Genomic DNA, 23,772 nt, shown 5'->3' with positions numbered 1-23,772 from the left:
ACCATGAGCACCACGAGTCCGTCTCCCACCGAACCCACCGGGTCCTCCGGCCGGACAGGTTCAGCCGACGACACAGCCCCCGACACACGCACCGAGGTGACGATCACCAAGATCTTCCGCCGCCTCATGCCGATCCTTGTGATCGCCTACATCATCTCCTTCATCGACCGGACCAACATCGGCATGGCCAAGGAGGGACTGGAGACCGACATCGGCCTCTCCGCCGCCGCCTACGGCCTTGGTGCAGGGCTCTTCTTCGTCTTCTACGCCTTCCTCGAAGTTCCCTCGAACCTGATCCTCAACCGGGTCGGTGCGCGGTTCTGGATCGCCCGCATCATGCTGACCTGGGGTCTGCTGTCGATGTGCATGGCCTTCGTCTGGAACGACTGGTCCTTCTACATCGTCCGCATGCTCCTCGGTGCCGCTGAAGCCGGTCTGTATCCCGGGATCATCTTCTACATCTCCCTCTGGTTCCCGAAGAAGACCAGGGCCAAGGCCATCGGCATCTTCCTGCTCGGTGTCTCCCTGGCCAACGTCATCGGTGCACCTATCGGTGGACTGTTGCTGCAGATGGACGGCTTCGGAGGACTTCACGGATGGCAGTGGATGTTCCTCATCGAGGGTGCCCCCGCCGTCATCATGTGCTTCTGGGTGTGGTTCAAGCTCCCGAACGGGCCCCAGGAGGCGAAGTTCCTCACTGACACAGAGAAGGAGGACCTGTCCCGGGTGCTCAAAGCGGAAGACCAGGGAGAACAGAGCAGCCACGGTGACCTCCGCGCACTCGGCCCCGTGCTGAAAGACAAGCAGATCTGGCTGATCGTCGCCATCTACTTCACCCACCAGATCGCCGTGTACTCCCTGTCATACTTCCTGCCGTCAATGATCAAGAGCTACAACGACGACATGTCCTCGCTGACAGTGGGACTGATCACCGCCCTGCCGTGGATCGCCGCCGCGGTCGGTTCCATTCTGCTTCCGCGTTTCGCGACCAACATCACCAGGAAGAAGTCCATGGTCTCGGGCGGGCTGGTCCTCATCGCCGGAGGTCTGGTCATAGCCGCCACCTCCAGTTTCCTCATCGCGCTGGTCGGCTTCTGCCTTTCCGCGTTCATGCTCTTTGTCATCCAGTCGATCCTGTTCACCTTCCCGACCGACCGCCTCTCCGGCGCCGCGGCGGCGTCCGGGGTCGCCTTCATCAACACCTGCGGTCTGGTCGGCGGATTCATCGGACCGACCGTGATGGGCAGCCTCGAGGAAACCACCGGGAACTCCTTGGCAGGCCTGTGGTTCATCAGCATCCTGGCGGTCTGTGGCGCCGCGCTGGCCTGGGGGCTGAAGGCAGCCACCGGTCAGAAAGCGGTGGCAGAACCATGAGATTCGTTGTGGCACCCGACTCGTTCAAGGAATCCCTGACATCGGTCGAGGCTGCCGCCGCCATGGCGGCCGGGATCCACGATGTGGACCCGGCCGCGGAGGTCGTGGCAGTCCCGATCGCCGACGGCGGAGAAGGCACCGTCCTCGCCCTGACCAGCGCACTCGGAGGCGAGCTCAGGACAACGACGGTGACTGGGCCGGACGGCACACCGGTGGACGCGACGTGGGGTTTCGTTCCCTCCACGTCCACTGCTGTGGTGGAACTTGCGGAAGCCGCAGGCATACACCTCGTGCCCACGGAGCGCCGCAACATCTGGGCCGCAGGGACGGCAGGCGTCGGGGAGCTTCTGGACCACGCTCTCGACGCCGGCGCGGCCACGGTCATCGTCGGACTCGGCGGTTCCGTCACCAACGACGGCGGCCTCGGTCTGCTCCATGCTCTCGGTGCCCGTGCGGTCGACGGTGACGGTGAGGAGGTGACTCCCGATGCCGCCGGTATGACAAGGGCCAGCCGTCTCGATACGTCCGGGCTGGACCCCGGGTGGAAGGGGGTGGAGGTCGTCATCGCCGGAGACGTCACCAACACCCTGTGTGGTCCCACCGGCGCGGCTGCAGTCTTCGCTCCCCAGAAGGGAGCCACGCCGGAGGACGTCCGGCCTCTTGACGAAGCTCTCGGACGGTGGGCACAGGTGCTGGCCGATCACGGCGACAGCGATCTGGCGGAGGTCCGGGACACCCCTGGTGCGGGTGCCGCCGGTGGCACCGGTGCTGCCCTGCTCGCTGTCCTGGGCGCCCGGATGGAGTCCGGTGCCGACCTGTTGCTGGATCTGGTGGGTTTTCCGGAGGTGTGTCGCGGAGCTGATCTCGTCCTCACCGGTGAGGGAAGTGTGGACGTCCAGACCGGACATGGCAAGGCCCCGGCCGTCGTTGCAGCATCCGCGGCTCGTGAAGGCGTCGCGACCGTCGCCTTCGCGGGCAAGGTGTCAGCGTCTGCATCCGACCTTGTCCCGGAGGTGTTCCGGGCAGTGGTGCAGATCAGTGATCCTGTGGCGCCCGTCAAGGTGTCGTTGGAGCGAGGCGCTAAGAACCTACGAGTGAACGTTGCGGACTACATACGGAGAGAGACACAAGAATGATGACAGCGACAGAATTGCTTTCCGGCCCGTACGAGGCGACCACAGGCACGTTCAGACGGGTGCCGCTCAGCGCGTGGGGGGCGCTATGCCGCACTGCGTCACGGTGCCCGGACAAGACAGCGGTGTCTGAGGACTCCGGTGACGGGCTGACCTTCGGGGAGTTGTTGAACCAGGCGGAGACAGCCTCGGCGAACCTGTGGGCGATCGGCGCACGTCCCGGAGCGAGAATCGGGCTTCTCCTGGACAACTCGTCTGGTTTCCTCACCGCGCTGCTGGCGGTGAACCGGATCGGGGCGACGTCGGTGATGCTTCCCGGAAAATTCTCGGACGCCGAGTTGGCCGGGATGATCCGTACAGCCCGGATCGACGTGCTCATCGCCGATGATCGGCGGTCCACCGGGAACAGTGTTTTCCCTGTTCCCGCCATCGTGGCTCTGTCGGATCTCCTGGCTTCGTTGGGACGACCGGTGCCAGGTGCCGTGACGGATCCCGGAGCGCCCGCCGTCCACATGTTCACGTCGGGAACGACAGGGACGCCGAAGCGGGTAGTGCTCACCAACCGGAACATCATGCATGCTGTTGCGGCATACGAGCACGCCCTTGACCTGACGGCAGACGACAGCATGGTCTTCGGTGCCGCGCTGTACCATGTCACCGGCGTGGTTGCCGTCGCGCTGCAGTGCGTCTATCTGGGGATGACGCTTCATCTGCAGCGTCGCTTCGACCCGGTGGCGTTCATCCTGTGGGCGGAGGAGGTTGAAGCGACGTACATCCACGGATCGCCGACGATCTTCCAGCTCATGGTGGAGCACTGGCCGGAGGACCGTCCACAGTTGGACAGTGTCCGGCTGCTCGCGTGCGGCGCGGCGAACATGCCGCCCGGACGGATCCAGCGGCTGACGGACCGCATGCCCGGGGCATCCTTCCGGACCGTCTATGGTCTGACGGAGACGACCTCACCGGCCACGGTGTTTCCCGAGGACGCCGCGTCCTCTCCGTTTATCGGTTCGTCCGGGACACCCGTTCCCGGCGTGAGCGTGCGCATCGTTGACCAGTGCGGGACCGCACTGGGGCCGGACGAGGTCGGGGAAATCACTCTCTCCGGTACCAATGTCTCACCCGGTTACCTGGACGCCGACGACCAGTTCACGGCCGTGGAAGAGTTGGCGACAGGGGATCTGGGATACCTCACTGAGGAGGGGTACCTCTACGTCGTGGACCGGTTGAAGAACCAGATCAACCGGGGTGGGGAGAAGATCCACCCGAACAGCGTGGAGAACGCCCTGTGCGGACTCGACGGCGTGGAGGACGCCTGCGTGGTCGGCATCCCCGACGAGCTTTACGGGGAGGTTCCCGCAGCCCTCGTGGTGGTTGGCCCGGGCACTGATGTCCGGGGACTTCTGGGGCGACTCCGTGGACGTATTGCGAAGTATGCCGTGCCGGTCCGCATCCTCGCCGTCGACGAGATCCCACGGACGGTGGGGATGAAGACGGACCGGAATGCGGTGCAGGCACTGCTGACGGACGCGTAGGTGGAGAGCTGACCGGAGCACGAACCCCCGACGGCGTTGCGCCGTCGGGGGGTTTACTGTGTGGGCCGTCCGACGGGAGAGTCGGACCTCAACCGTCTACCGGGAGGCAGTGGCCTGGTCGGAGTCCGGCGCTGCAGGGCGCACGTGCCGGATGAACAGGGGGATCAGTGCGCCGATGAGCGCGAAGCCCGCCATGCAGAGGAACGTGTAGACGTATCCGGTCGACTCCTCCCATCCGCCGCCGAGGCCGACGAGCCGCCCCATGAGAACAGGGGCGATGCCTCCGCCGATGAACATGGCGGTGGTGATCACTCCATTGGCCGTGGAGGTTCCACCTTCAGGAGCGGCGTCTGAAGCTGTCGCGTAGTAGACCGGCCAGACCGCGTTGGCGACCAGTCCGAACGCCAGCTGCACCACCACGACAAGAACGGACGTGGTGGCGAAGTAGAGGCATCCCACGCTGACTGCCATCCAGATTCCGCAGATGACGATGGTCACCCGACGTCCGAAGAGGTCTGACAGAGTCGGCCACAGGACCTGGCCGACAATGCCGGTGAGTGTGAAGACGACGCTGAGCCCCGCTGATTCCGCCAGCGACAACCCGACGATGTTGTGGAGGTATAACGGCAGGACCGTGTTGACCCCCATATAGACGATCTGTGTGAGCATCGTGGTGACTGCGGTGCCGGTGATCTGCGGGGTGGTGAGAACCTTGCGCAGAATGCCTTTCGGGCGTTCGTCGGTTTCGGTGATGACCTCGGGGGCGGTGAGCCCCTTTGCCTCGATGTCGGCGTAGAGGGTGTCGATCTTGTCCCTGGTGGAGTATTTCCGCCAGAACAGCATGATCGGCACGGCGAAGACGAGACTGAAGAAGAAAGCGTAGGACCATCCGTCGTCGCCGAACCATGTGAGCACGGCTGCTCCGGCGACGCCCGAGAGCAGTGACCCGATCGGGTAACCGGTGTGGTGGGCACCCAGAGCGAATCCCCGACGTTCCCGGGGCCACCATTCCGCGGTGTTGCTCACCCCCACGGGTTCACCCCAGCCGGCACCGAGGTTCACACCCACCCGAATCGCGATGAAGGCGACGATGTTGTGGCTGACGGTCTTGAAGCCGGAGAGGAAGGCCAGTGCGGTGGTCCCGATGACCAGCGGGACCTGGAATGCTGCCCGCTTATGTCCACCGCCATGCCGGTCGCTCATGGCGGATCCCGCGATCGGCATCACGGCAAGGGCGAGCATAATGAGGGACGCGATGACGCCCCAGGTGTCCGGAGAAAGGTCGAAGGTCTCCGAGATCGACGGGCCCAGGCGCAGCACGATCTCCCGGTCGTAGGCGTTGAGGATCCAGATCAGCCAGCAGACCGACAGTGAGACCCATGAGTAGCGGTGGATCTGGCTGAGAGAGGTTTTCATTCGGGTAAACATGGGTGCCTCCTAGACGTTTCCGGCGAAGCGTCGTTCGGGAACACCGGTGACACCGAGACCGGAGATCGAGAAAAGGGCCCCACGTTGTTGTCCGTCGCCCGGGAACCGGGGCAGCGGAGGTTTGGCCATTGACGTCACGTAGAGGACGTCCAGGTCGGGGCCACCGAAGTTCAGGCTGGTGCACTTGAGGACCGGCATGTCGATGGTGCGGTCGACGGTTCCGTCCGGAGCGTAGCGGACGATGACTCCGCTGTAGACCAGTGCCTGCCAGAGGTACCCTTCGGAATCCACCGTCGCACCGTCAGCGGCACCGCCACGGGAGGTGTCGACGTTGGCGAAGACGCTGCGGTTGGTGGCGTCCCCGGTCTCGGGGTCGTAGTCGTAGCGCCAGATGTCGCCGGTCCAGGTGTCACTGAAATAGAGCGTCTTCCCGTCAGGGCTGAAACAGGGGCCATTCGAACAGATGATGCCTTCGTCGAGGATGCGGATACCGCTGTCGGGGGAGTAGGCGTAGAGACGGCCCAGGGGCTCGTCCTCCAGCGTGTCCATGGACCCGACGATGAAACGTCCCTGACGGTCGGTCTTGCCGTCGTTCAGACGTGTCCGGTCGTCGTCCTCCGGATTGGTGATGAGGGTCTTGTCCCCGGTCGCTTGGTCGACCCAGTAGAGACCGGACTTGAGCGCGGCGAGGAAGGCGGTACCGTCGTCGCTGAGCGCGATGGATCCGATCGGTTCGCCGACCTCCCAGGACCGGAGTTCTCTGCCATCTGCGGTGGAGCGGAAGATCCTACCGTCGGCACTGTCAACCCAGTGCAGGCGTTCGGATTCGGTGTCCCATAGAGGTCCCTCTCCGAGCGTGGTCTTGATGTCCAGTAGGACATCGATGTGCGGTGCTGGCAGCGTAGTCATGGGTTGACTCCTCCTCATGGGTGTGGAACGGTGGTTCGACGACTGTCCGTGATGCGCAGCCGACAGCCTGCGCTGATGTGTCTCATGTCACAGATCAGGGAGGCTATGGGGAGGGATTGTCCTGAATGCCAGGAGGGGTAAGCAATGGTTAAGTCTGCGAGTGTTCTGGGCCGTCCCCGGTGTGATTGAGGGGCAGTCAGACGACCTGGCAGCAACTTCAGATTATGTCGGCATCCGGTAAGCGCCTCTCTGAGCCCTGCAGGCGAGCGAACCAACCTAATGCCCTGGGGAAAGACGACCGGGTATGGTCCTGTTCCGGCGGAGGCAGGAAAGGGAGAGATCACCTGCTGGGCATGACCTGAGCCCTCTGTCCGCTATGTGTGACAGTGGGTAGGGGGCACAGGATCCAAGGTGCGATAATTCTCATCTGTGCAGGCCGTACCACCAGTCTGAATTCCGAAGCGTCAGAATATGGTGCCTTGAACTACGTCGGGAGTTCCGTGAAGAGGAGAACAGTCGTCACGGTCGTCTCACGCCCTCTCAACCAGCTCCTCCACGTCGACACCCTCACTCAGCGCCCCGTACTCCACACTCCGCGTCATCGGATCCACTCGTCCGGCGAGGAATGCGTCGGCGACATGCGAGGGCGCGTGAGTCAGCAGAATCTGCGCCTGCAGCGTCAGTGCCATCGACTCGACCAGCCGTCGTGCGTTCCTCTCTGCGCTCCCCGGGCGCGCCGCGACCTCCGACAGGAGTCCGCGCATGCGGGCAACCTGCGCGTCGTAGCGTTCGTCCTGTCCCAGCACGGTCGCCATCTCTGCGTCGAAGGCCTCCGCCGCGTCAGGCTGCTTGGCCAGCGCCCGGAGAACGTCGAGAGCGATGACATTCCCCGAGCCCTCCCACACCGCGAGGACCGGCTGCTCACGGTACCGGCGCGCCAGCGGAAACAGTTCGGTGTACCCGTTGCCGCCGAGGCATTCCAGACCTTCGTACGCGTGGTGCGGGCCGCGTTTACACACCCAGTACTTCGCTACCGCCGTCGCCAACCGTCGGAAGTCCTCTTCTCCGGCACCGTCATCATGGGCCGACGCCAGACGCAACGCCGTCCACGTCGCCGCCTCAGCCTCCAACTGGAGGTCAGCGATCACGTTGGTCATCGCAGGCTGGTCGATCAACGTCGCCCCGAACGCAGAACGGTGCCGGGCGTGCCACGCCGCCTCCGCCACCACCTGACGCATCCCGGCCGTCGTGCCGTAGATGCAGTCCAGCCGCGTGCGGTTGACCATCTCGATGATCGTCCGGACCCCTCGTCCCGTCTCGCCGACCAACCAGCCGACGGTGCCATTGAGCTCAATCTCGGACGACGCATTCGATTTATTGCCGAGCTTGTCCTTCAGCCGTTGGATCAGGAACACGTTCCGCTCGCCGCCTGGAAGGACCCGCGGCACCAGAAAGCAGCTCAGGCCCCCGGGTACGCCCGCGGCCTGTGCGAGAACCAGGAACGCATCTGACTGCGGTGCCGAGCAGAACCACTTGTGCCCGGTCAACGACCACGTGCCGTCCGCGTTGGGTGTGGCGGTGGTCGTGTTTGCCCGGACGTCTGAACCACCCTGCTTCTCCGTCATCGCCATGCCGAAGATCACGCCGTCTTTGGTGGCAGGGTCGCGGAGCTCTGGGTCGTAACTGGTGGACAGCAGCTTCGGCTCCCACTCCGTCGCCAGATCGGGTGCCAGACGCAATGCCGGCACCACGGCATGGGTCATGGAAACCGGACAGCCGTGCCCCGGCTCCACCTGGCTGGCGAGCATGAATGCCGCAGCACGCTCCGCATTCGCCCCGGGGTGGGGATTCGCCCACGCCGAGGTATGGAGCCCCCACCCGATGGACTGCCCCATGATGCGGTGGTAGCCGGGGTGGAACTCGACCTCGTCAACGCGATGCCCCCAGCGGTCATGCGACCGGTGTACGGGCGTGATGGTGTTCGCCAGTTCCGCGTCGTGCTGGTAGGACGCGGAACCGACCTCCGCGCCGATACCGCCCAACCGGGCGGTGTCGGCGTCCGGCGCGAAGACTGCGACCGCATCCTGAAGTGCGGTGTTTGTGGTGAATTCGTTGACGTCGACGCGGGGCGATGACTGGTTGAACACGGTGTGGGTGGTCATGGTTGTGGTGCTCCTAACGCCCGGAGGCAGAACGTGGTGACGGAGGCGATCAGATAGTCGGGATCTGTGACGGAGGATTCAGGGCTGAGTCGTCCCATGAGGGCTTCAGCGTTGGCGCCGATGACGGAACGAGCGCTGAGTTCGGCGTCCTGGTCGGGGATCTCACCGGCCAGAATGCCGTCGCGAATGACGGTGACGACTAGATCGTGGTAGCGACGGCGGAAGGTGAGTCGTTCCGATTCGACCAGCGGATTGACCGGTTCGAAGAGGAGTGCCTCTGCCATTGTCGGGTTGCGCAGCGCACGGATGGAGAATGTCGTCAGGAGCGACGACAAGCGGTCTGCGACCGTGGGACGTGCTGACATCGTCGCGTCCTCGACGGCGCGGAACTCGCGGTCGGCGATCGACCGGAAGACGCTTGCCAGCAGTTTTTCCCGGTTGTCGAAGTAGCGGTAGACCGAGCCAGCTGCGTTCCCGGACTCGTCGGCGATGGCGCGCACGGAGGCGGCCGCGAATCCGCCGGACGAAATGAGGGCGGTCGCGGCGCGGAGGATGCTGTCGCGTCGCCCCTGGGCGTGCGCTCGGGTTTTCTCGGTCTGCTGGTAGGGCATGCGTCCTGATGTCTTCTCTGGTCGGTGGAAGTGACGGTTCTTTCGTGAAGATGTGAACTATGGTTCACTGTGACTCAGGCTACATCACACCACCACCGAAAGGCAGCCTCCCCATGAACCTCCTTGATTCCCTCGACGCCACCGTTCGACGTCGCCCCGATCACCCCGCGTTGCAGTGGGGGAGCAGGTCGATGACCTACCGGGAACTGCGCGAGGCCGCAGACCGGGCAGCGACTGTCTTCGTCGACAATGGTGTCCGACCTGGTGACAGAGTTCTGGTGATGACTTTGAACGATCCCGGATTCGTCGTCGCGATGTACGGCATCTGGCGCGTGGGAGCGGTGCTCGTGCCGGTGAACCACAAACTTCAGCCCGAGGAGATCAGCCACATCGTCCGGCATTCCGGGGGAGTGTTCGGTGTCGCCTCGGATGCTGTCATTGACACCGCACGACAGGGCGGGCCGGAGATCACCTGGATGCAGACCGGGTGGGAGGAGGGAGACTTCGACCGCGCCGTCGCGGCGGCTGCTCCTTTCATCGGTGGCGTCGCACCGGACGAGGACTACGCTCAGGTGCTCTACACCTCAGGTACGACAAGCGCGCCGAAGGGGTGCGTTCACACCCACCGCGGGATCAGCGCCGTGTCGCCGAATATCGCCAATACACTGCATTTCACCCCGGATGAACGGTTCCTGATGATCATGCCGATCTGGCATGCCTCACCACTGAACGACTGGCTGCTGACGACGATGTACATCGGCGGGACCGTAGTGCTGATGCGTGAGTTCGATGCCGCTGAGTTCCTGCCGACACTTGAGAAGGAGCGGATCACCTCCGTGTTCGGCGCCCCGATCGCGTATATCGCACCGGTGCAGAAGGCTAGGGCGGAGGGGAAGGATCTCCGGAACTTCGATCTCAGCAGCGTGGAGAAGCTGATCTACGGTGCCGCACCGCTGGGGGAGGACCAGGCGAGGATGCTCATCGACGCCTACGGCACCGGGAACTTCTACCAGGTGTACGGGATGACGGAAACGGGTCCGGCCGGCTCCTGTCTCCAACCGTCAGAGCAGCTGACCAAGGCGGGTTCTATCGGCAAGGGTGGCATGTTCGGCGTGGACCTCAAGGTCGTCGACGAGACGGGTAGGGACGTCGATGCTGACGGGCAGGGGGAGATCTGGATGCGCGCGGATTCGGTGATGAGTGTGTACATGTCTGACCCGGCCGCGACGGCCGAGGTCTTCATCGACGGGTGGTACCGCACCGGGGACGTCGCCAGCGTGGACGCCGACGGCTACGTCTACATTGTGGACCGGAAGAAGGACGTCATCATCACCGGTGGGGAGAACGTGTACTCCACCGAGGTCGAGGACGCGGTGATGGCGATCCCTTCGGTGCGGGACGTGGCGGTGGTGGGCCGTCAGCACCCGGAGTGGGGTGAGACAGTGGTCGCCGTTGTCGTCACGTTGGACGGGCAACATCTCAGCGTCGATGAGGTGCGGGAGCATCTTGCCGGGAGAATCGCGAAGTACAAGATCCCCCGCGAGGTTATCGTGGCCCGGGGGCTACCGCGGAACCCGTCGGGGAAACTGCTGAAGCACGTGATCCGGGCCGAGGTGAACTCCTGAGGGCCGGCTAAGACCATCTCCGGGGGTAGTTGTAGACGGGCAGTCAGGTAACCCCTGTCCTCCTAGTGGACTGTCCCCTCGCGGTCGACGAACCGAGCTGGCGGTTGGGGGGAGGAAGTCTGTAGAGCATTCAAAAAACTCAGGACGAGGTCACTCTGAGCGGCCCTGTCGGAAGGCACAGTGTCAAATACGGGAGCGTTGATTTTCACGTCTACACCGGAGTCCGACAAATGCCCGAGTATGGATACTGCCGGGTTCTCGCGCATACCTTCATTAATCAGGCGGGTGATTGTCTTCCGGCACTCAATTACATCGTCAGTCCAGTTACGGAGATTCCGGCCGAGAACGCGCTGGTGCCATTCGTAGTTGTCTCCCTTGGACTGGATGGTCCAACCTGGCCACAACGCTGCGAACGCTTCGAGACCGTGATCGTCATTCAGGAGTGACCACCACCGCAGAGTCTTGGTTCGGAAGTCGACGCATACACCGCTCACCGGATTTCTGGTAGGCGGCCGGTCGTCCCAGCGGGTTGGTTCATCGGTACCGGACCGTTCCAGGACCTTTTCTGCGATCCTGCGAATACTGTCGGGGCCGAGTTCAGCCAGGATGTCGAGGTACGTAATACCTCGCCACAGGATAAGTCGGCCGTCGTCAAGGGCAACGGAGAAGGCATCGTCCCCGGGGGAGTCGTCCCATGGGCCGAACCAGGTATGGTCTTTGAGTGCTCGGGTGTTGTAAGTGGTATCGGTGAAGATCGTCGTCGGGTCGACGCCGGCAGCGGCGAGGACACCACGGGCCCCCTCAGGGGACCAGGCTGCATCCCACCCAGGCCAAGTCAGTTGGATCAGCGAGTTGATGATCCGGGGAAGATAGAGTCCTTCGCTCTCTTCGGCCCAGACGACCGTCTGCGTGGTCAGATCGATCAGCAGCGATCCTTCAATATCGACGGCACCAAGCCAGAGGTGTGGGCTGTCGATCCCCATTCGTCGCATTTCCCTGACACGCTTCAGCGTCGCCTCCACGCCATCGATGGCGATGTCAGCGCCGATAGTCTGAGCTGACCAGTGATCGTAGTACAACTCCCAACCCAACGTATCTTTGATCACCACTCCCAGTCGTGAACCCATGGGCGATGCTCCTCCTACCTACTGTTGTTCTATCCCCGCGGATTCGGCTCTGACGGAACGAATCCACCAAGTTCGGGGTTCAGGCTGCATAGAAGAACCAACAAGGACTCAGCCATCGGGAAGCAGCGGTCGGATGTCTGTTGCGGATACCGAGGTTTCGGTGACTGCGATGCTGTCGTGGGCGTCATCCAGTATATCGACGCCAAACAGTGACTGAAGTGCCAATTGCTCGTTGGTGCTAACGTCGCGGAGGTATTCTGCTTCCTCCGCGGGGTCAATGAATCCCATCTCGCTGACATGGGACCGCGCAGCTTCGAAGAGTTCTCCGCGCGTGTACACGACTGTCATGCCGACAGTGATGTGGGCTTGGCACGGTTGGTCCCCGCCGTCCCCATGTTCGACAGCGACGGACAGCGGGGCGGTCGTGTCAGCGGCAGGGCCCCGAGGTTCTATGGCAAGCGTCCAGGGCGACTGATCTGAATCCTTCGCGGTGAACCCGGCGTCAATGAGTACACGCCGTGCTGCTTTCCGATCCTTCCCTTCGGCAAGATGCGTCAAATCAGTGACCACCAGGCAGCCGTCGTACTCCAGTTGAAGGAGCTGGATGAGTTCGGATATCAGTCCTGTGAGCGCCCTGCGCTCAGTTACAGCGGAGGTCAGGCTCTCCGGGGAAAGGAGTACGAGGTTATCGAGGTGCTCCAGCGCCCGTTCGGGCATCAGGAATTCTGCCACTTCGACGGCAAGCAGGGCCGGTCTCTTCTGTTCCTGCGGCATATTGCGGGGTGTCGGCGGTGGAAAGTCCGTCAGCCGCAGGGCTGTCCATCCTGCGAGTTCTCCGACCACAGTCGGAACCCCTTTCACCGCCCGTTCCACCGGAGCGGTGAAAGCACGGAGGGGAGCTGGTGCGGACCGTGTAGACAGCGTGATACTGGTGAGGTGTGCCATGGGTGTCAACTCTAGGGGGCGTGCCGGACATCAAACGGTGAGGTGTTCGAGAACATGTCAGTGCCCCCCTGCCCTCGTTGTCGATGCGTCAGCGAATCCTGGCTGTCTCGCTACTTCCGTATTACGATAGTGACCATGATGAGGAAGATGCATGGTGAAGAGGTCTCTGAGGCACAGGTTGATGCCTGGGTAGCCGAGGCCGAAGAGGGATACGATGTCGAGGAGCTTCAGAAGCGGATCATCGGGCGTCCGGCGCGAGGCAGTGAGGCCTCCCGGGTCGTTCCCGTGCGACTCACTGACGCCGAGCTTGATGCAGTGATGAAGCGGGCGGACAAGGAACACCTCAACCGCTCAGAAGCGATACGCGCCGCCTTGAGCGACTGGGCGCGTTCCGCATGATCGTCCGGCCGTCCGCGCTCAAACACGGTATTTCTGAGGCGGACGGTGTCGAGGCCGCTACCTGGCCGGTGCTTGTCATGAGACTGGACGACGGTACTGAGGAGCTCATTCATCGTATGCGGGCAAGGAAGAAGTACCTCCGACTTCTGTAATGGCAGGGAGGTTGCACTGTCGCTGTCGCGACAGTGTGGAACTCCCGGCCCGCCTCGCTACTGACGGCAGTGGCCCTGCCACAGATCGCACGTCAGTGGCAGGGGACAGGCGTTGCCTGCAGATGCGGAAGAGAGGTCTACTTCGCAGTTTCCGAAGACGCCTCCTCGGCATCCTCTGTGCCCTCGCCTTTCTTCCCCCGTCGTCCGATCATGAACGACGCCGCGTAGGTCACGAGCACCGCGGCAACTAGGCCGATGATGATGGCCGTCTGACCACCACCCTGGTTCAGATAGCCGAGGAACAGACCCGCCACACCGAAGTCGGCGTCGGAGAACGTCGAGTCCGACAGTCCCACGTCGCCGAGGACCGGCAGCAGCCACAGCGGCAGGAACGTGATGGCCAGGCCGTTGGTGAATGCGCCGAGCATCGCGCCGCGCCTCCCGCCGACACCGTTGCCGATCACGCCAGAGGCGCCACCGGTCATGAAGTGCGCGATCACGCCGGGCACTACGATCGTGGTCCCGGCCATCGCCATGATGCCCATGCCCAGCAGGCCGCCGACGAAGCTCGACAGGAAACCGATGAGCACCGCGTTCGGCGCGAAGGTGAAGGTGATCGGCACGTCCAGCGCCGGCTTGGCGTCCTTCACCAGGCGCTCGCTGATGCCCTTGAACGCCGGGACGATTTCGCCCAGCACCACGCGCACGCCGGCGAGGATGATGAACACACCCGCGGAGAACGTCGCGCCCTGCATCAGGGCGAAGACGATGTAGTTCGTGCCGTCGCTGAGGTTGTCCTCGATGTACCCGGACCCGGCGAACAGGGCCACGATCAGATAGATCAAGCCCATCGACAGGGCGGTGATCACCGTGGTGTCCCGCAGGAAGCCCAGCCCGGACGGCAGGTTGAGGTCCTCCGTTGATTTCGACGGGTGCTTCTTGCTGCGGGTGACGGTGGCGACCAGGCCGCTCAGGGCGATGCCCGCGCCGCCGGTGTGCCCGAGGGCGACGTCGTCGGTGCCGGTGACCCGCTTCATGAACGGCTGCACCAGGGCCGGGGAGACGGTGACGATCAGGCCTTGGGCGATCGAGCCCCAGAGGACCGCCTCCCAGTCGGCGAAGCCGGCGACCTTGAAGATCACGGCGATCATCGCCGCCATGTAGAACGCCACGTGGCCCGAGAGGTAGATGTACTTGAACGTCGAGGTCATCGACAGCAGGACGTTGACGATCATGCCGAAGAAGAAGATCAGCGCGGCGATGGACCCGTAGGTCACCAGCACCGTGCCCACGATGGCCTCGTTGTTCGGGACCACGCCCTGGACGTTGAAGGCCTCCTGGAACATGTCGCCGAACGGTTCCAGCGAACCGCTGACCACCCCGGCGCCGGCGGCGAGGACGAGGAAGCCGACCAGCGTCCTGATCGTCCCCTTCATGATGTCGCTGCCCTTCTTGCGCTGCACGGACAGGCCGATCAGCGCGATGAGCGCGACGATGACGGACGGCTCCCGGAAGACGTCCAGGAGGAGTTCGAGTGCTCCGTTCATGGCGGACTCACCCCTCGCCGGAGAAGCGCACGCCGTGGCGCGTCAACGCCTCGGCGGTCTTGGTGCGGATCTCGTCCATGTCGATGAGGCTGTCCAGGGAGACGACGTCGCCCAGGCCGGACGCGGCCTCGTAGATGTCGCGTCCGACGAAGATGACGTCGGCGGAGCCGGGGGAGACCGATCCGAGGTCGGCGTGCTCGACCTCGACGCCGTCCGCGCCGAGCTCCTTGACGGCCTTCTCGATGTTGAGCCTGGTCATGAAGCTGGAACCGAGGCCGGTGCTGCACACTGCGAGAATCTTCATGTCTGTCATTCCTTCGGTGAGAGTGCGGACACGATGTCCGCGGGGGTGGTTGCGTTCAGGAGCTGCTGTCGGAGGTCCTCGTCGGTGAGCACCCGGGCCAGGTTCTTCATGACGTCGAGGTGTCCGCGGGAGTCGACGGCGGCCAGCGCGATGAACACGGTGACCGGGTGCGTCGGGTCATCGGCGAGCAGGACGGGTTCGTCTAGGTGGAGGACGGCGAGCCCGGTGGACTGCACGCCGTTCTCCGGACGGGCGTGTGCCAGCGCGATGCCGGCACCCAGGTCGATGTAGGTGCCGTTCGGCCCCGCGATCGAGGCGATCATGGCGTCGACGTAGTCGCGGGTGGCGTTGCCCTTGTCGACGAGGATGTCGCCGACGATCTCTATGGCGTCCCGCCACCCGTGGACGGCGTCGCGCAGGACGATGCGGTCCTCGGCGACGGCGAGTGGTGATGTGCTGGTCATGGTGGTCCTCATTTCCTCGATCGGGACATCGCCTCGTCGGCGGCGGCGACGACGCGTTCGACGGTCATGCCGCAGGCGCGTTGGACGTCCGCGGCGGGGCCGGATTCGCCGAAGTGGTCGATGCCGACGGCGACGCCCGTGTCGCCGATGAAGTCGCCCCAGCCGAAGGTGGCGGCGGCCTCGACGACGACCCGGGCACGGAGCCGGGGTGGCAGGACGGAGTCACGGTAGTTATCGTCCTGCCGGTCGAACAGGTCCCGGGACGGCATGCTGACGACCCGGACGGAGACCCCTTTGTCGCGCAGGGTGGTCGCGGCGTCCACCGCCAGTTCCAGCTCACTGCCGGTGCCGATGAGGATGACATCGGGGTCCTCGGTGGTGCTGTCGGACGAGACGATGTAGGCACCGCGCCGGACACCGTCGATGATGCCGTCGGGGTCGATGTCCAGCGTCGTCAGCGGCTGGCGGCACAGCACCAGGCCTGTCGGCCCGTCCTGCTCCAGGGCGACGGACCACGCCGCGGCGGTCTCGTTGGCGTCCGCTGGACGGATCGAGGTGAACCCGGGCATGGCCCGCAGGCTCGCCAGGTGCTCGATCGGCTGGTGGGTGGGCCCGTCCTGCCCGAGAGCGACGGAGTCGTGTGACCAGACGAAGATCGACGGGAGTTTCATCAACGCGGCGAGCCGGAGCGCGGCACGTTCGTAGTCGGAGAACGTGAGGAACGTTCCGGCGAAGACCCGCGTGCCGCCGGCCAGCACCATCCCGTTGACCGCCGCCGCCATGGCGAACTCGCGCACGCCCCAGTGGACGTTGCGACCTGTCCGGCCGCCGTCCTCGGGCAGGAAGGAGCCGGAGGAGGCGATGGCGGTGCGGTTGGGGTCGGCGAGGTCCGCTGAGCCGCCGACGAGTTCCGGCAGGTGTTCCGCCAGGACCTGGATGGTGTCGCGGGACGCGTCACGCGTGGAGACCCTGGCCCCGCGTTCCCACCGGGGAAGGCTGTCGTTCAGCTCGCCGGGGATGCCCCGGTCGACGGCACGACGGAGGTCGGCAGCGCGCTCAGGGTTGCGTGCGGCCCACTGCTCCATCTGGCCGTCCCACCGGCGGTGCAGCTCAGCGCCGACGGTGACCGCCTCGCGGGCGGCGTCGAGTACGGCGTCCGGGACGTCGAACGGGGCCGTGTCGACGCCGAGTTCCCGACGGAGACCGGCGACCTCTTCGGCGCCCAGCGGAGCACCGTGCGAACCAGCGGTGCCGCGTGCCGTGGGGGACGGCCAGGCGATCTCGGAATCGAGGACGACCAGGTGGGGCCGGTGGTCGCCCTCAGCGGAGAGGACGTCGTCGAGCGCGGTGATGTCGATGTCGCCGTCGGATGCGCGGGCCACCGTGGAGACCCGCCACCCCTGGGCCTCGAAGCGGGCGACGACGTCCTCCGACCACGCGAGATCGGTGGCACCGTCGATCTGGATGCGGTTGCGGTCGTAGAGGACGGTGAGGTTGTCGAGCTGGTGCCGTCCCGCGAGCGAGCCCGCCTCGTAGGAGATGCCTTCCTCCAGGTCGCCGTCGGAGGCCAGCACCCACACGTGGCGGTCGAACGGAGAATCGCCTGCGGGAGCCTCGGTGTCGTAGACCGCCCGCTGGTGTGCGAAAGCCATCGCCATTCCCACACCCATGGCGAAGCCCTGTCCCAGTGGCCCGGTGGTGGCGTCCACGCCGGGCGTAATACCGTACTCCGGGTGTCCGGGTGTCGTCGACCCCAGACGGCGGAAGTTCCTCAGGTCGTCGAGGGAGACATCGTATCCGGTGAGGTAGAGCTGTGCGTAGAGCAACATGCTCGCGTGGCCGCAGGACAGGATGAACCTGTCCCGTCCGAACCAGGTCGGGTCCTGTGGATCGTGCCGGATGTACTTTCCGTAGAGCAGGGTCGCGACCGGTGCCAGGGAGATGGCCGCGCCTGGGTGACCGGACTGCGCGGCCTCGACGGCGTCCGCCGCGAGAAGCCGGGCTGCGGTGACCACCTCGTTCCCGGTGCGTGAGAGTCCCGGGGGAGCGGTTGTCGTCATTTATCCTCCTCGTGTTCTCGACGGCGCGATCATTCATCAGGTCGTCATGATGAATGCTACTCTAGCGCTGGAAACGTTTTCGACGCAAGAGCTTTTGTGGCCCCGGGTGCAGCCCGGCGTCATGAGTTGGCGATACCCTGACGGGGACAATGACATGCTGGAGGTAGCGATGGCACGCGAGACGGTGAAGTACATTGCGGTGCGCGATCACCTGCAGCAACGCTTGGAGGGGATGTCGGTCGGGGAGCAGATTCCCACCGAGCCGACGCTGTGCGAGGAGTACAACGTCAGCCGGATCACCGTGCGCCGGGCCGTGGACGATCTCATCCAGTCGGGTCTGCTGGAGCGGGTCCAGGGGCGGGGTACATTCGTCACGGAGCCGCAGTACACCGAGGAAATCCACGAGACCTTCGCCGAACGCGTGACGGGCTTCCACCGCCAACAGGCGGAACTTGGCCGTGACGTGGTCACTGAGGTTCTGGCCAATGAGGTCACCCGGGCGGCGCGGGCGGCAGAGGCTCTGGAACTCAATCCCGCCGACGAGCTGATCCTGCTGGAGCGGCTCCGCTACATCAACGGCACGCTTCATCAGCACGTGGTCACGTACCTGCCGGCGGCGAGGTATCCCGCCGTGCTGGCCCACGACTTCTCCACTGGTTCGCTGTTCGAGTTCCTGGAGACCACCTACGGGGTCGTCCTCACGCGTAATGACCTGCTGGTGCGCCTGGATGCGGTGGACCAGGGCCGTGCGGAGAGCCTCGGTATCGCAGTCGGGGACAGCGTGCTGGCCGTGGACTCCACGGTGTTCACCGCGGACGGTGTACCCGTCGCGTTCGGTGTCGCCACCCACACTCCGGCGTACAGTCAGCTGGCGTTCACGTTGCAGAACCGGGGTCCTGTGAACTGAGCTGAAGATCTCCGGCCTCCCCTCAGATGCTGTCGACCGCCCCTAGTGATCGTTCTCGGTACGCCCCCGATGTCGAATCATCACCCTCCCAGGCAGGGGATCTGCCCGAAACCCTTCCTGGGAGGGCGATGATTCGACATCGGGGGGTCTGGGGGTCGACCTGACGCGACGCATCATTCGTGACTCCGCGGGCGCTCTCGCCTCTACTGGAAGTCGCACGTCCGCGACAGGGAAAACGGGCATCCTCAGGCGGACGCATGAGACCTGCGAACTATTTTGGCATTTCCCTCGAACAGCGCGCTCAACTCGTGGAGAACGCTTCGGACATGGGGTGGAAGGCGCCTTCCTGCCATACGGACCATGCCGATCTCACGCATCGCCGGTCTCCCGTCAACCCGATGGATCGGCACTGACGCCACACCGGTGGCATCCGCCATGACCGCCGGAAGAATGCAGAGTCCCAGGCCGGCCTGCACGAAGGATCTCAGCGTGTGTGAATTGTCCGATTCCACGGTCACTTCCGGTGCAATCCCGGCCTCCGCGCACAGTTCATCGGCGAACTGCCTGGTCGTGTAGTGCGCGTCCATCGCGACGAAATTCTCGTCGGCGACGTCCCGCAACCGTACCGAGGCCTGCCTCTCCAGTCTGTGCCCCTCAGGAACAACGAGATGGAAAGGCTGATGCGCGAGAAACGCCCAGTTGTAGTTCTTCCCGGTGGGACGGGGTCCCACGATCACCGCGTCCAGTTCAGCGGCTTCCAGCTGGGCGAGCAACGACGCCGCCGACCCCTCCGCCACACTCAGGTTCACTCGAGACATTGCGTCGGCGAGCAACGGGGCGATGCGTCCGGACAGTGACCGGAGGGTGCCCAGTCGCACCGGTCTGGCGTCCCGCTCCTCCAGGACCTGCTCCAGCGAGGATTCGAACACGCTGAGCGCATCCGTCGCCGCGTTCGCGAGAGCGAGCCCTTCCCCGGTCAGTGTCACACCACGACCCACCCTGCGGAGCAGGGGGACGGACAGTTCCGCTTCCCACCGCATCACCATACGACTCAGCGCCGGCTGCGACATTCCCTGGAGGCGGGCGGTCTGCGTCAGCGTGGTTCCCCGACCGAGCTCACGCAGCACCGGAAGCGCACCGGTCAAGACGGTGAGCTGGGACGAAGTGAGGGTCACGGGGACTGTCACGGTGGAACCTCCTCGAGGTACTGCGCGAATCGATGCGTCGGTGCATGAGTCGGTCATTTTTCATATTGGACCAGAAAACTACATCGGGCGCAAAGTAGGACCCAGATCACATCCGCAAGTGCAGGTGTGGCAGACCACTACATCAACCGGAGGCGGAATGATTATCTACGGTACGGCGATCCTCGCCGTGTGCGTGCTGGTGGGGAAGGCGATCGGCACCTTGCTGGGGCAGTTGCTCGGAGTCGATGCGGACGTCGGCGGCGTCGGATTCGCGATGGTGGCGCTGCTGCTCGTCACCGGCTGGCTCCGCAGCAGGAACTACCTGCCGAAGGTCACTGAGCGTGGCGTCCTGTTCTGGTCGGGAATCTACATTCCCATCGTCGTGGCCATGGCCATGACGCAGAACGTCCGGAGCGCCGTCGACGGCGGGGTCATGGCGGTTCTCGCGGGGGTGGCAGTCGTCGTCGCGTCGATCGCCCTGGTGCCGGTGATCGCCAGAATCGGCGCAGTCTCGGAGCCCCTTCCCCCACTGACCGGAACTGAAGACGAGGAAGCCTGACATGAGTGACATCATCAGCACCATCACGAGTCTCATCGAGGACAACGCACTTCTGTTCGCCTTCGCGCTCGTCGGCCTGGTCACGCTGGTCGGCGGATGGGTGGGACGTACTCTCACCCGCGGACACGTCGCCGGTTCGGCCGTGGCGATCCTCCTCGGACTCGTCCTCGCCTATGTCGGCGGGCTGCAGTCCGGCGGAGACAAGGGCCTGGCGGACATCAGCCTCTTCAGCGGTCTCGCGCTCATGGGCGGTTCGATGCTCAGAGACTTCGCCATCGTCGCCACCGCGTACGGCGTCGATGTCCGTGAACTGAAGAAGGCCGGACCCGCCGGCATCATCTCGCTCATCCTCGGCATGGTCGTCTCCTTCATCGTCGGCGCGGCCGTCGCACTGGCCTTCGGCTACAACGACCCGGAGTCGCTCGCGACCATCGGCGCCGGCGCAGCGACCTACATCGTGGGACCGGTCACCGGTACCGCCGTGGGAGCGTCCTCCGAGGTCATCGCACTGTCTGTGGCGGTGGGACTGGTGAAGTCGATGCTCGCCATGATCGCCGCACCGCTCGTCGCACGCTGGATCGGACTGAACAACCCGAAATCGGCCATGACCTTCGGCGGCCTGCTCGGCACCACCTCCGGGGTCACCGGTGGTCTCGCCGCCGTCGACAAACGGCTGGTTCCCTACGGTGCGGTGACCTCCAGCCTCTACACCGGCCTCGGTTGCCTCCTCGGCCCCTCGGTCTTCTACTTCCTCTTCCGCGCCCTGTTCGGCTGACCGGCCCGGCCGGCTCAGCGCCATCCACAACGACAAGGACTATCCATGACAGACACCACCACACCCTGGGACACCGGCCGTAGAGACAAAGCGGACAGACTGGAGCAGGCAGCGGGCCTGGCCACCGGGAAAACCGTCCCAACCAGTTCGATCGTCGATCTCCTTCATGCTGTGACGAGACCCGGCGACCGTGTCGCCCTGGAAGGCAACAACCAGAAGCAGGCGGACTTCCTCTCCCGCGCGCTGGCGCAGGTCGACCCCGAACGCATCCACGACCTGCACATGCTGTTCTCCTCGATCGCCAGGCCGGAGCACCTCGACATCTTCGAGGACGGCATCGCACGCAAGGTCGACTTCGCGTTCTCCGGACCACAGTCCGCCCGCGTCGCCCAACTCGTCGACGACGGGACTCTCCAGGTGGGGGCGATCCACACCTACCTCGAGCTCTACTCACGGATGTACCTTGACCTGGCACCGAAGGTGGCCCTCGTCGCCGCCGTCTCCGCCGACCGCGACGGCAACCTGTACACCGGCCCGAACACCGAGGACACTCCGGCGATCACCGAGGCGACGGCCTTTCGTTCGGGCATCGTCATCGCCCAGGTCAACGAGATCGTCGACAAGGTCCCCCGGGTGGACGTGCCGGGTGACTGGGTGGACTTCATCGTCGAGGCCGACCGGCCGTTCGAGGTCGAACCCCTGTTCACTCGGGATCCACGGGATCTCACCGACGTCCATGTCCTCCTGGCGATGCTCACCATCAGAGGCGTCTACGAACGCCACCAGGTCACGTCACTGAACCACGGTGTGGGCCTGGACACCGCCGCCATCGAACTGCTGTTGCCGACCTACGGTGACCAGCTCGGCCTGAAAGGCAAGATCTGCACCCACTGGGCACTGAACCCGCACCCCAATCTCATCCCTGCGATCGAGAGCGGTTGGGTCGAACAGATCTCCGCCTTCGGTGGGGAAGTGGGGATGAGCCGATACGTCGCCGCACGCCCCGACATCTTCGCCACAGGCCCCGACGGCAGTCTGCGGTCCAACCGGATGGCGGCCCAGTCCGCCGGCCTGTACGCCACCGACATGTTCGTCGGCTCCACCCTCCAGGTGGATCCTGAAGGAAACTCCTCGACGGTCACTCAGGGACGGCTCGCCGGATTCGGCGGTGCCCCGAACCTCGGGGCGGACTCGCGGGGTCGCCGTCATTCCTCGCCCGCCTGGTTCGACCTCTCTGAGGGACGCGGCCAGCTCGGTGTCGAGCGTGGACGCAAACTGGTCGTCCAGATCGCGGAGACCTTCAACGCCGGTTCAGAACCGAAGTTCGTGGAACAACTCGATGCCGTGGCCGTCGGGGACAATGCCGGGATGGATCTGGCACCGGTCATGGTCTACGGCGACGATCTCACCCACCTCGTCTCCGAGGTCGGTGTCGGCTATCTCTACAAGACACAGAGCCTCGATGAACGCCGACGGGTGGTCTCCGCCCTCGCCGGGGTGACCCCACTGGGCCGACGGTCGACGCCCGAGGACGTCGACGCGCTGCGTCGCGACGGTCTCCTCGCGCTCCCCGCCGACATCGGCGTTCGCCCGGCCGAGGCGAACCGGAGTCTTCTGGCGGCACACTCCATCGATGAACTCGTCGACTGGTCCGGTGGACTGTACGATCCGCCCGCGAAGTTCAGGAGTTGGTGACGCCATGACAACTGCTCTCACGACAACACTGATGCAGTCGCCGGCGGTACGCGGCGACCTGTCTGCGCGCATCGCCTCCTCGGCAGTCGCCGCCCTGACGTCCGAAGTCCAGCTCCGCGGCAAACCTGGACTTGTCGGTCCTGACGGGGCACGCGGACACGCCGACATGGACTGCGCCCTCATGCGGCTGTCCGCGGACACCCTGTACCCCACGTTCCAGACGCTCGCCGATCACGGGGCACGGACCCCGGTCGGGCAGGAGTTGCGTGACATCCTCGGGCGGGTGGGGCGCCGTGGCGAGGAGGAGATGATGGCGGCCACCAGTGGTGTGAACACACACCGGGGCGCCATCTGGAACCTGGGGCTGATGGCGACCGCCACGGCGGGACTGCGGGCATCCGGCTCCGCGGTCACCGTCGGCACCGTGACCCGGCGGGCGGGCGAGATCGCCTCTCTGCAGGACAGCGCGGTGGACCTCGGTCAGCGGCCGGGTGCGCATGCCCGTCGGCGGTACCGGGTCGGCGGTGCCGTCTCTGAGGCGGCCGGCGGGTTCCCCCACGTCCGGGCCGTCGCGGAGGCCATCCACACGGCGGGCGACGAGGGGTTCACCCGGGATGACGCCCGTCTGATCGGCCTTCTCACATCCATGAGCACCCTGGACGACACCTGCATCCTCCACCGCGGCGGACGGGAGGCGCTGGGGATGGTCCACGACGCGTCCTACCGGATCCTGGAGGACACGTTCCGCACCGGAATCCTCGACCGACGCTCCCTCGTGGAGCTGGACGTCCGGATGACCGGACGTCGGCTCTCTCCCGGTGGTAGCGCTGACCTGCTTGCCTGTGCACTATTTCTGACGACGAAGGACAACTGA

21 protein-coding genes are annotated in these 23,772 nt (G+C 64.8%); 10 read left to right on the top strand and 11 right to left on the bottom strand.

Translation table 11 applies throughout. From position 1 onward, the window contains the following. The first annotated feature begins 3 nt into the window (after window positions 1-3). The 3 genes from PQI66_RS05285 to PQI66_RS05275 are packed head-to-tail and all read left to right on the top strand — an operon-like array spanning window position 4 to window position 4,042. Complete coding sequence (locus PQI66_RS05285; RefSeq protein WP_339996570.1) at window positions 4-1,374, top strand: MFS transporter; 1,371 nt, start codon at window positions 4-6, stop codon at window positions 1,372-1,374. Continuing rightward, window positions 1,371-2,510, top strand: a complete 1,140-nt coding sequence (locus tag PQI66_RS05280; protein WP_339996568.1) for a glycerate kinase — start codon at window positions 1,371-1,373, stop codon at window positions 2,508-2,510. The genes PQI66_RS05285 and PQI66_RS05280 overlap by 4 nt, the downstream gene beginning before the upstream one ends. Next, entirely contained in the window at window positions 2,507-4,042 is a 1,536-nt protein-coding gene (locus PQI66_RS05275; protein ID WP_339996567.1) for a class I adenylate-forming enzyme family protein, read from the top strand. Before PQI66_RS05280 ends, PQI66_RS05275 begins: the two co-directional genes overlap by 4 nt. 96 nt (window positions 4,043-4,138) lie before the next feature. Here the strand turns inward: PQI66_RS05275 and PQI66_RS05270 are convergent, their stop codons facing one another. From PQI66_RS05270 to PQI66_RS05255, 4 genes are all read right to left on the bottom strand, one after another. Beyond that, window positions 4,139-5,470 (bottom strand): MFS transporter, encoded by a 1,332-nt coding sequence (locus PQI66_RS05270; protein WP_339996566.1) that lies wholly within the window; start codon window positions 5,468-5,470, stop codon window positions 4,139-4,141. A 9-nt stretch (window positions 5,471-5,479) separates the two neighbouring features. Then, window positions 5,480-6,379, bottom strand: coding sequence for an SMP-30/gluconolactonase/LRE family protein (locus PQI66_RS05265; protein WP_339996565.1), 900 nt, complete (start codon window positions 6,377-6,379; stop codon window positions 5,480-5,482). Window positions 6,380-6,909: 530 nt separating this feature from the next. Beyond that, window positions 6,910-8,541 (bottom strand): acyl-CoA dehydrogenase family protein, encoded by a 1,632-nt coding sequence (locus PQI66_RS05260; protein ID WP_339996564.1) that lies wholly within the window; start codon window positions 8,539-8,541, stop codon window positions 6,910-6,912. After that, complete coding sequence (locus PQI66_RS05255) at window positions 8,538-9,152, bottom strand: TetR/AcrR family transcriptional regulator (protein WP_339996563.1); 615 nt, start codon at window positions 9,150-9,152, stop codon at window positions 8,538-8,540. The genes PQI66_RS05260 and PQI66_RS05255 overlap by 4 nt, the downstream gene beginning before the upstream one ends. Window positions 9,153-9,265: 113 nt before the next feature. On the opposite strand from PQI66_RS05255, the gene PQI66_RS05250 reads away from it, so the two are divergent. Continuing rightward, window positions 9,266-10,777, top strand: coding sequence for a class I adenylate-forming enzyme family protein (locus PQI66_RS05250; protein ID WP_339996562.1), 1,512 nt, complete (start codon window positions 9,266-9,268; stop codon window positions 10,775-10,777). Window positions 10,778-10,839: 62 nt separating this feature from the next. Here the strand turns inward: PQI66_RS05250 and PQI66_RS05245 are convergent, their stop codons facing one another. Together PQI66_RS05245 and PQI66_RS05240 are read right to left on the bottom strand one after the other, a co-directional pair. Next, window positions 10,840-11,904: a hypothetical protein gene (locus PQI66_RS05245; protein WP_339996561.1), complete on the bottom strand. Its 1,065-nt coding sequence runs from the start codon at window positions 11,902-11,904 to the stop codon at window positions 10,840-10,842. Between the two features lie 108 nt (window positions 11,905-12,012). Further along, window positions 12,013-12,849, bottom strand: coding sequence for a hypothetical protein (locus tag PQI66_RS05240; RefSeq protein ID WP_339996559.1), 837 nt, complete (start codon window positions 12,847-12,849; stop codon window positions 12,013-12,015). Between the two features lie 135 nt (window positions 12,850-12,984). Here PQI66_RS05240 and PQI66_RS05235 point away from each other — a divergent pair, with 135 nt between their 5' ends. Continuing rightward, window positions 12,985-13,248, top strand: a complete 264-nt coding sequence (locus PQI66_RS05235; RefSeq protein WP_075815793.1) for a ribbon-helix-helix protein, CopG family — start codon at window positions 12,985-12,987, stop codon at window positions 13,246-13,248. Between the two features lie 289 nt (window positions 13,249-13,537). On the opposite strand, the gene PQI66_RS05230 is transcribed toward PQI66_RS05235, so the two are convergent. The 4 genes from PQI66_RS05230 to tkt are packed head-to-tail and all read right to left on the bottom strand — an operon-like array spanning window position 13,538 to window position 17,775. After that, on the bottom strand, window positions 13,538-14,947 hold the full coding sequence (locus tag PQI66_RS05230; RefSeq protein ID WP_339996558.1) for a PTS ascorbate transporter subunit IIC: 1,410 nt from the start codon (window positions 14,945-14,947) through the stop codon (window positions 13,538-13,540). A 7-nt stretch (window positions 14,948-14,954) separates the two neighbouring features. Continuing rightward, entirely contained in the window at window positions 14,955-15,251 is a 297-nt protein-coding gene (locus PQI66_RS05225; protein WP_038549452.1) for a PTS sugar transporter subunit IIB, read from the bottom strand. A 5-nt stretch (window positions 15,252-15,256) separates the two neighbouring features. Further along, window positions 15,257-15,715, bottom strand: coding sequence for a PTS sugar transporter subunit IIA (locus PQI66_RS05220; RefSeq protein ID WP_339996556.1), 459 nt, complete (start codon window positions 15,713-15,715; stop codon window positions 15,257-15,259). 8 nt (window positions 15,716-15,723) lie between these two features. Then, entirely contained in the window at window positions 15,724-17,775 is a 2,052-nt protein-coding gene (tkt, locus tag PQI66_RS05215; protein ID WP_339996555.1) for a transketolase, read from the bottom strand. Between the two features lie 121 nt (window positions 17,776-17,896). Between tkt and PQI66_RS05210 the strand changes: the two genes are divergently transcribed. Further along, window positions 17,897-18,682 carry a GntR family transcriptional regulator gene (locus tag PQI66_RS05210; RefSeq protein WP_339996554.1) on the top strand — a complete coding sequence of 262 codons (786 nt, stop codon included), beginning with the start codon at window positions 17,897-17,899 and terminating at the stop codon, window positions 18,680-18,682. 245 nt (window positions 18,683-18,927) lie between these two features. Here PQI66_RS05210 and PQI66_RS05205 read toward each other — a convergent pair whose 3' ends face one another. After that, the gene (locus PQI66_RS05205; protein WP_339996553.1) at window positions 18,928-19,869 is read right to left on the bottom strand and encodes a LysR family transcriptional regulator; all 942 of its coding nucleotides are present in this window, start codon (window positions 19,867-19,869) and stop codon (window positions 18,928-18,930) included. Between the two features lie 157 nt (window positions 19,870-20,026). On the opposite strand from PQI66_RS05205, the gene madL reads away from it, so the two are divergent. From madL to PQI66_RS05185, 4 genes are read left to right on the top strand one after another with little or no spacing between them, the layout of a single operon-like run. Then, entirely contained in the window at window positions 20,027-20,428 is a 402-nt protein-coding gene (madL, locus tag PQI66_RS05200; protein ID WP_339996551.1) for a malonate transporter subunit MadL, read from the top strand. A 1-nt stretch (window position 20,429) separates the two neighbouring features. Further along, window positions 20,430-21,203 (top strand): malonate transporter subunit MadM, encoded by a 774-nt coding sequence (madM, locus tag PQI66_RS05195; RefSeq protein ID WP_339996549.1) that lies wholly within the window; start codon window positions 20,430-20,432, stop codon window positions 21,201-21,203. Between the two features lie 45 nt (window positions 21,204-21,248). Then, complete coding sequence (gene mdcA, locus PQI66_RS05190; protein ID WP_339996547.1) at window positions 21,249-22,898, top strand: malonate decarboxylase subunit alpha; 1,650 nt, start codon at window positions 21,249-21,251, stop codon at window positions 22,896-22,898. Between the two features lie 4 nt (window positions 22,899-22,902). Continuing rightward, window positions 22,903-23,772, top strand: a complete 870-nt coding sequence (locus tag PQI66_RS05185; protein ID WP_339996545.1) for a triphosphoribosyl-dephospho-CoA synthase — start codon at window positions 22,903-22,905, stop codon at window positions 23,770-23,772.

This window comes from Corynebacterium sp. USCH3, assembly GCF_037619475.1.
Taxonomy (GTDB): Bacteria; Actinomycetota; Actinomycetes; order Mycobacteriales; family Mycobacteriaceae; genus Corynebacterium.
Note: the sequence above shows the minus strand (reverse complement) of the source record. Positions and strands in the feature narration are given on the sequence as shown.

Coding starts and splice junctions, on each gene's coding strand:
- PQI66_RS05285 (WP_339996570.1), top strand. CDS start 4: ATGAGCACCACGAGTCCGTCTCCCACCGAACCCACCGGGTCCTCCGGC.
- PQI66_RS05280 (WP_339996568.1), top strand. CDS start 1,371: ATGAGATTCGTTGTGGCACCCGACTCGTTCAAGGAATCCCTGACATCG.
- PQI66_RS05275 (WP_339996567.1), top strand. CDS start 2,507: ATGATGACAGCGACAGAATTGCTTTCCGGCCCGTACGAGGCGACCACA.
- PQI66_RS05270 (WP_339996566.1), bottom strand. CDS start 5,470: ATGTTTACCCGAATGAAAACCTCTCTCAGCCAGATCCACCGCTACTCA.
- PQI66_RS05265 (WP_339996565.1), bottom strand. CDS start 6,379: ATGACTACGCTGCCAGCACCGCACATCGATGTCCTACTGGACATCAAG.
- PQI66_RS05260 (WP_339996564.1), bottom strand. CDS start 8,541: ATGACCACCCACACCGTGTTCAACCAGTCATCGCCCCGCGTCGACGTC.
- PQI66_RS05255 (WP_339996563.1), bottom strand. CDS start 9,152: ATGCCCTACCAGCAGACCGAGAAAACCCGAGCGCACGCCCAGGGGCGA.
- PQI66_RS05250 (WP_339996562.1), top strand. CDS start 9,266: ATGAACCTCCTTGATTCCCTCGACGCCACCGTTCGACGTCGCCCCGAT.
- PQI66_RS05245 (WP_339996561.1), bottom strand. CDS start 11,904: ATGGGTTCACGACTGGGAGTGGTGATCAAAGATACGTTGGGTTGGGAG.
- PQI66_RS05240 (WP_339996559.1), bottom strand. CDS start 12,849: ATGGCACACCTCACCAGTATCACGCTGTCTACACGGTCCGCACCAGCT.
- PQI66_RS05235 (WP_075815793.1), top strand. CDS start 12,985: ATGATGAGGAAGATGCATGGTGAAGAGGTCTCTGAGGCACAGGTTGAT.
- PQI66_RS05230 (WP_339996558.1), bottom strand. CDS start 14,947: ATGAACGGAGCACTCGAACTCCTCCTGGACGTCTTCCGGGAGCCGTCC.
- PQI66_RS05225 (WP_038549452.1), bottom strand. CDS start 15,251: ATGAAGATTCTCGCAGTGTGCAGCACCGGCCTCGGTTCCAGCTTCATG.
- PQI66_RS05220 (WP_339996556.1), bottom strand. CDS start 15,715: ATGACCAGCACATCACCACTCGCCGTCGCCGAGGACCGCATCGTCCTG.
- tkt (WP_339996555.1), bottom strand. CDS start 17,775: ATGACGACAACCGCTCCCCCGGGACTCTCACGCACCGGGAACGAGGTG.
- PQI66_RS05210 (WP_339996554.1), top strand. CDS start 17,897: ATGAGTTGGCGATACCCTGACGGGGACAATGACATGCTGGAGGTAGCG.
- madL (WP_339996551.1), top strand. CDS start 20,027: ATGATTATCTACGGTACGGCGATCCTCGCCGTGTGCGTGCTGGTGGGG.
- madM (WP_339996549.1), top strand. CDS start 20,430: ATGAGTGACATCATCAGCACCATCACGAGTCTCATCGAGGACAACGCA.
- mdcA (WP_339996547.1), top strand. CDS start 21,249: ATGACAGACACCACCACACCCTGGGACACCGGCCGTAGAGACAAAGCG.
- PQI66_RS05185 (WP_339996545.1), top strand. CDS start 22,903: ATGACAACTGCTCTCACGACAACACTGATGCAGTCGCCGGCGGTACGC.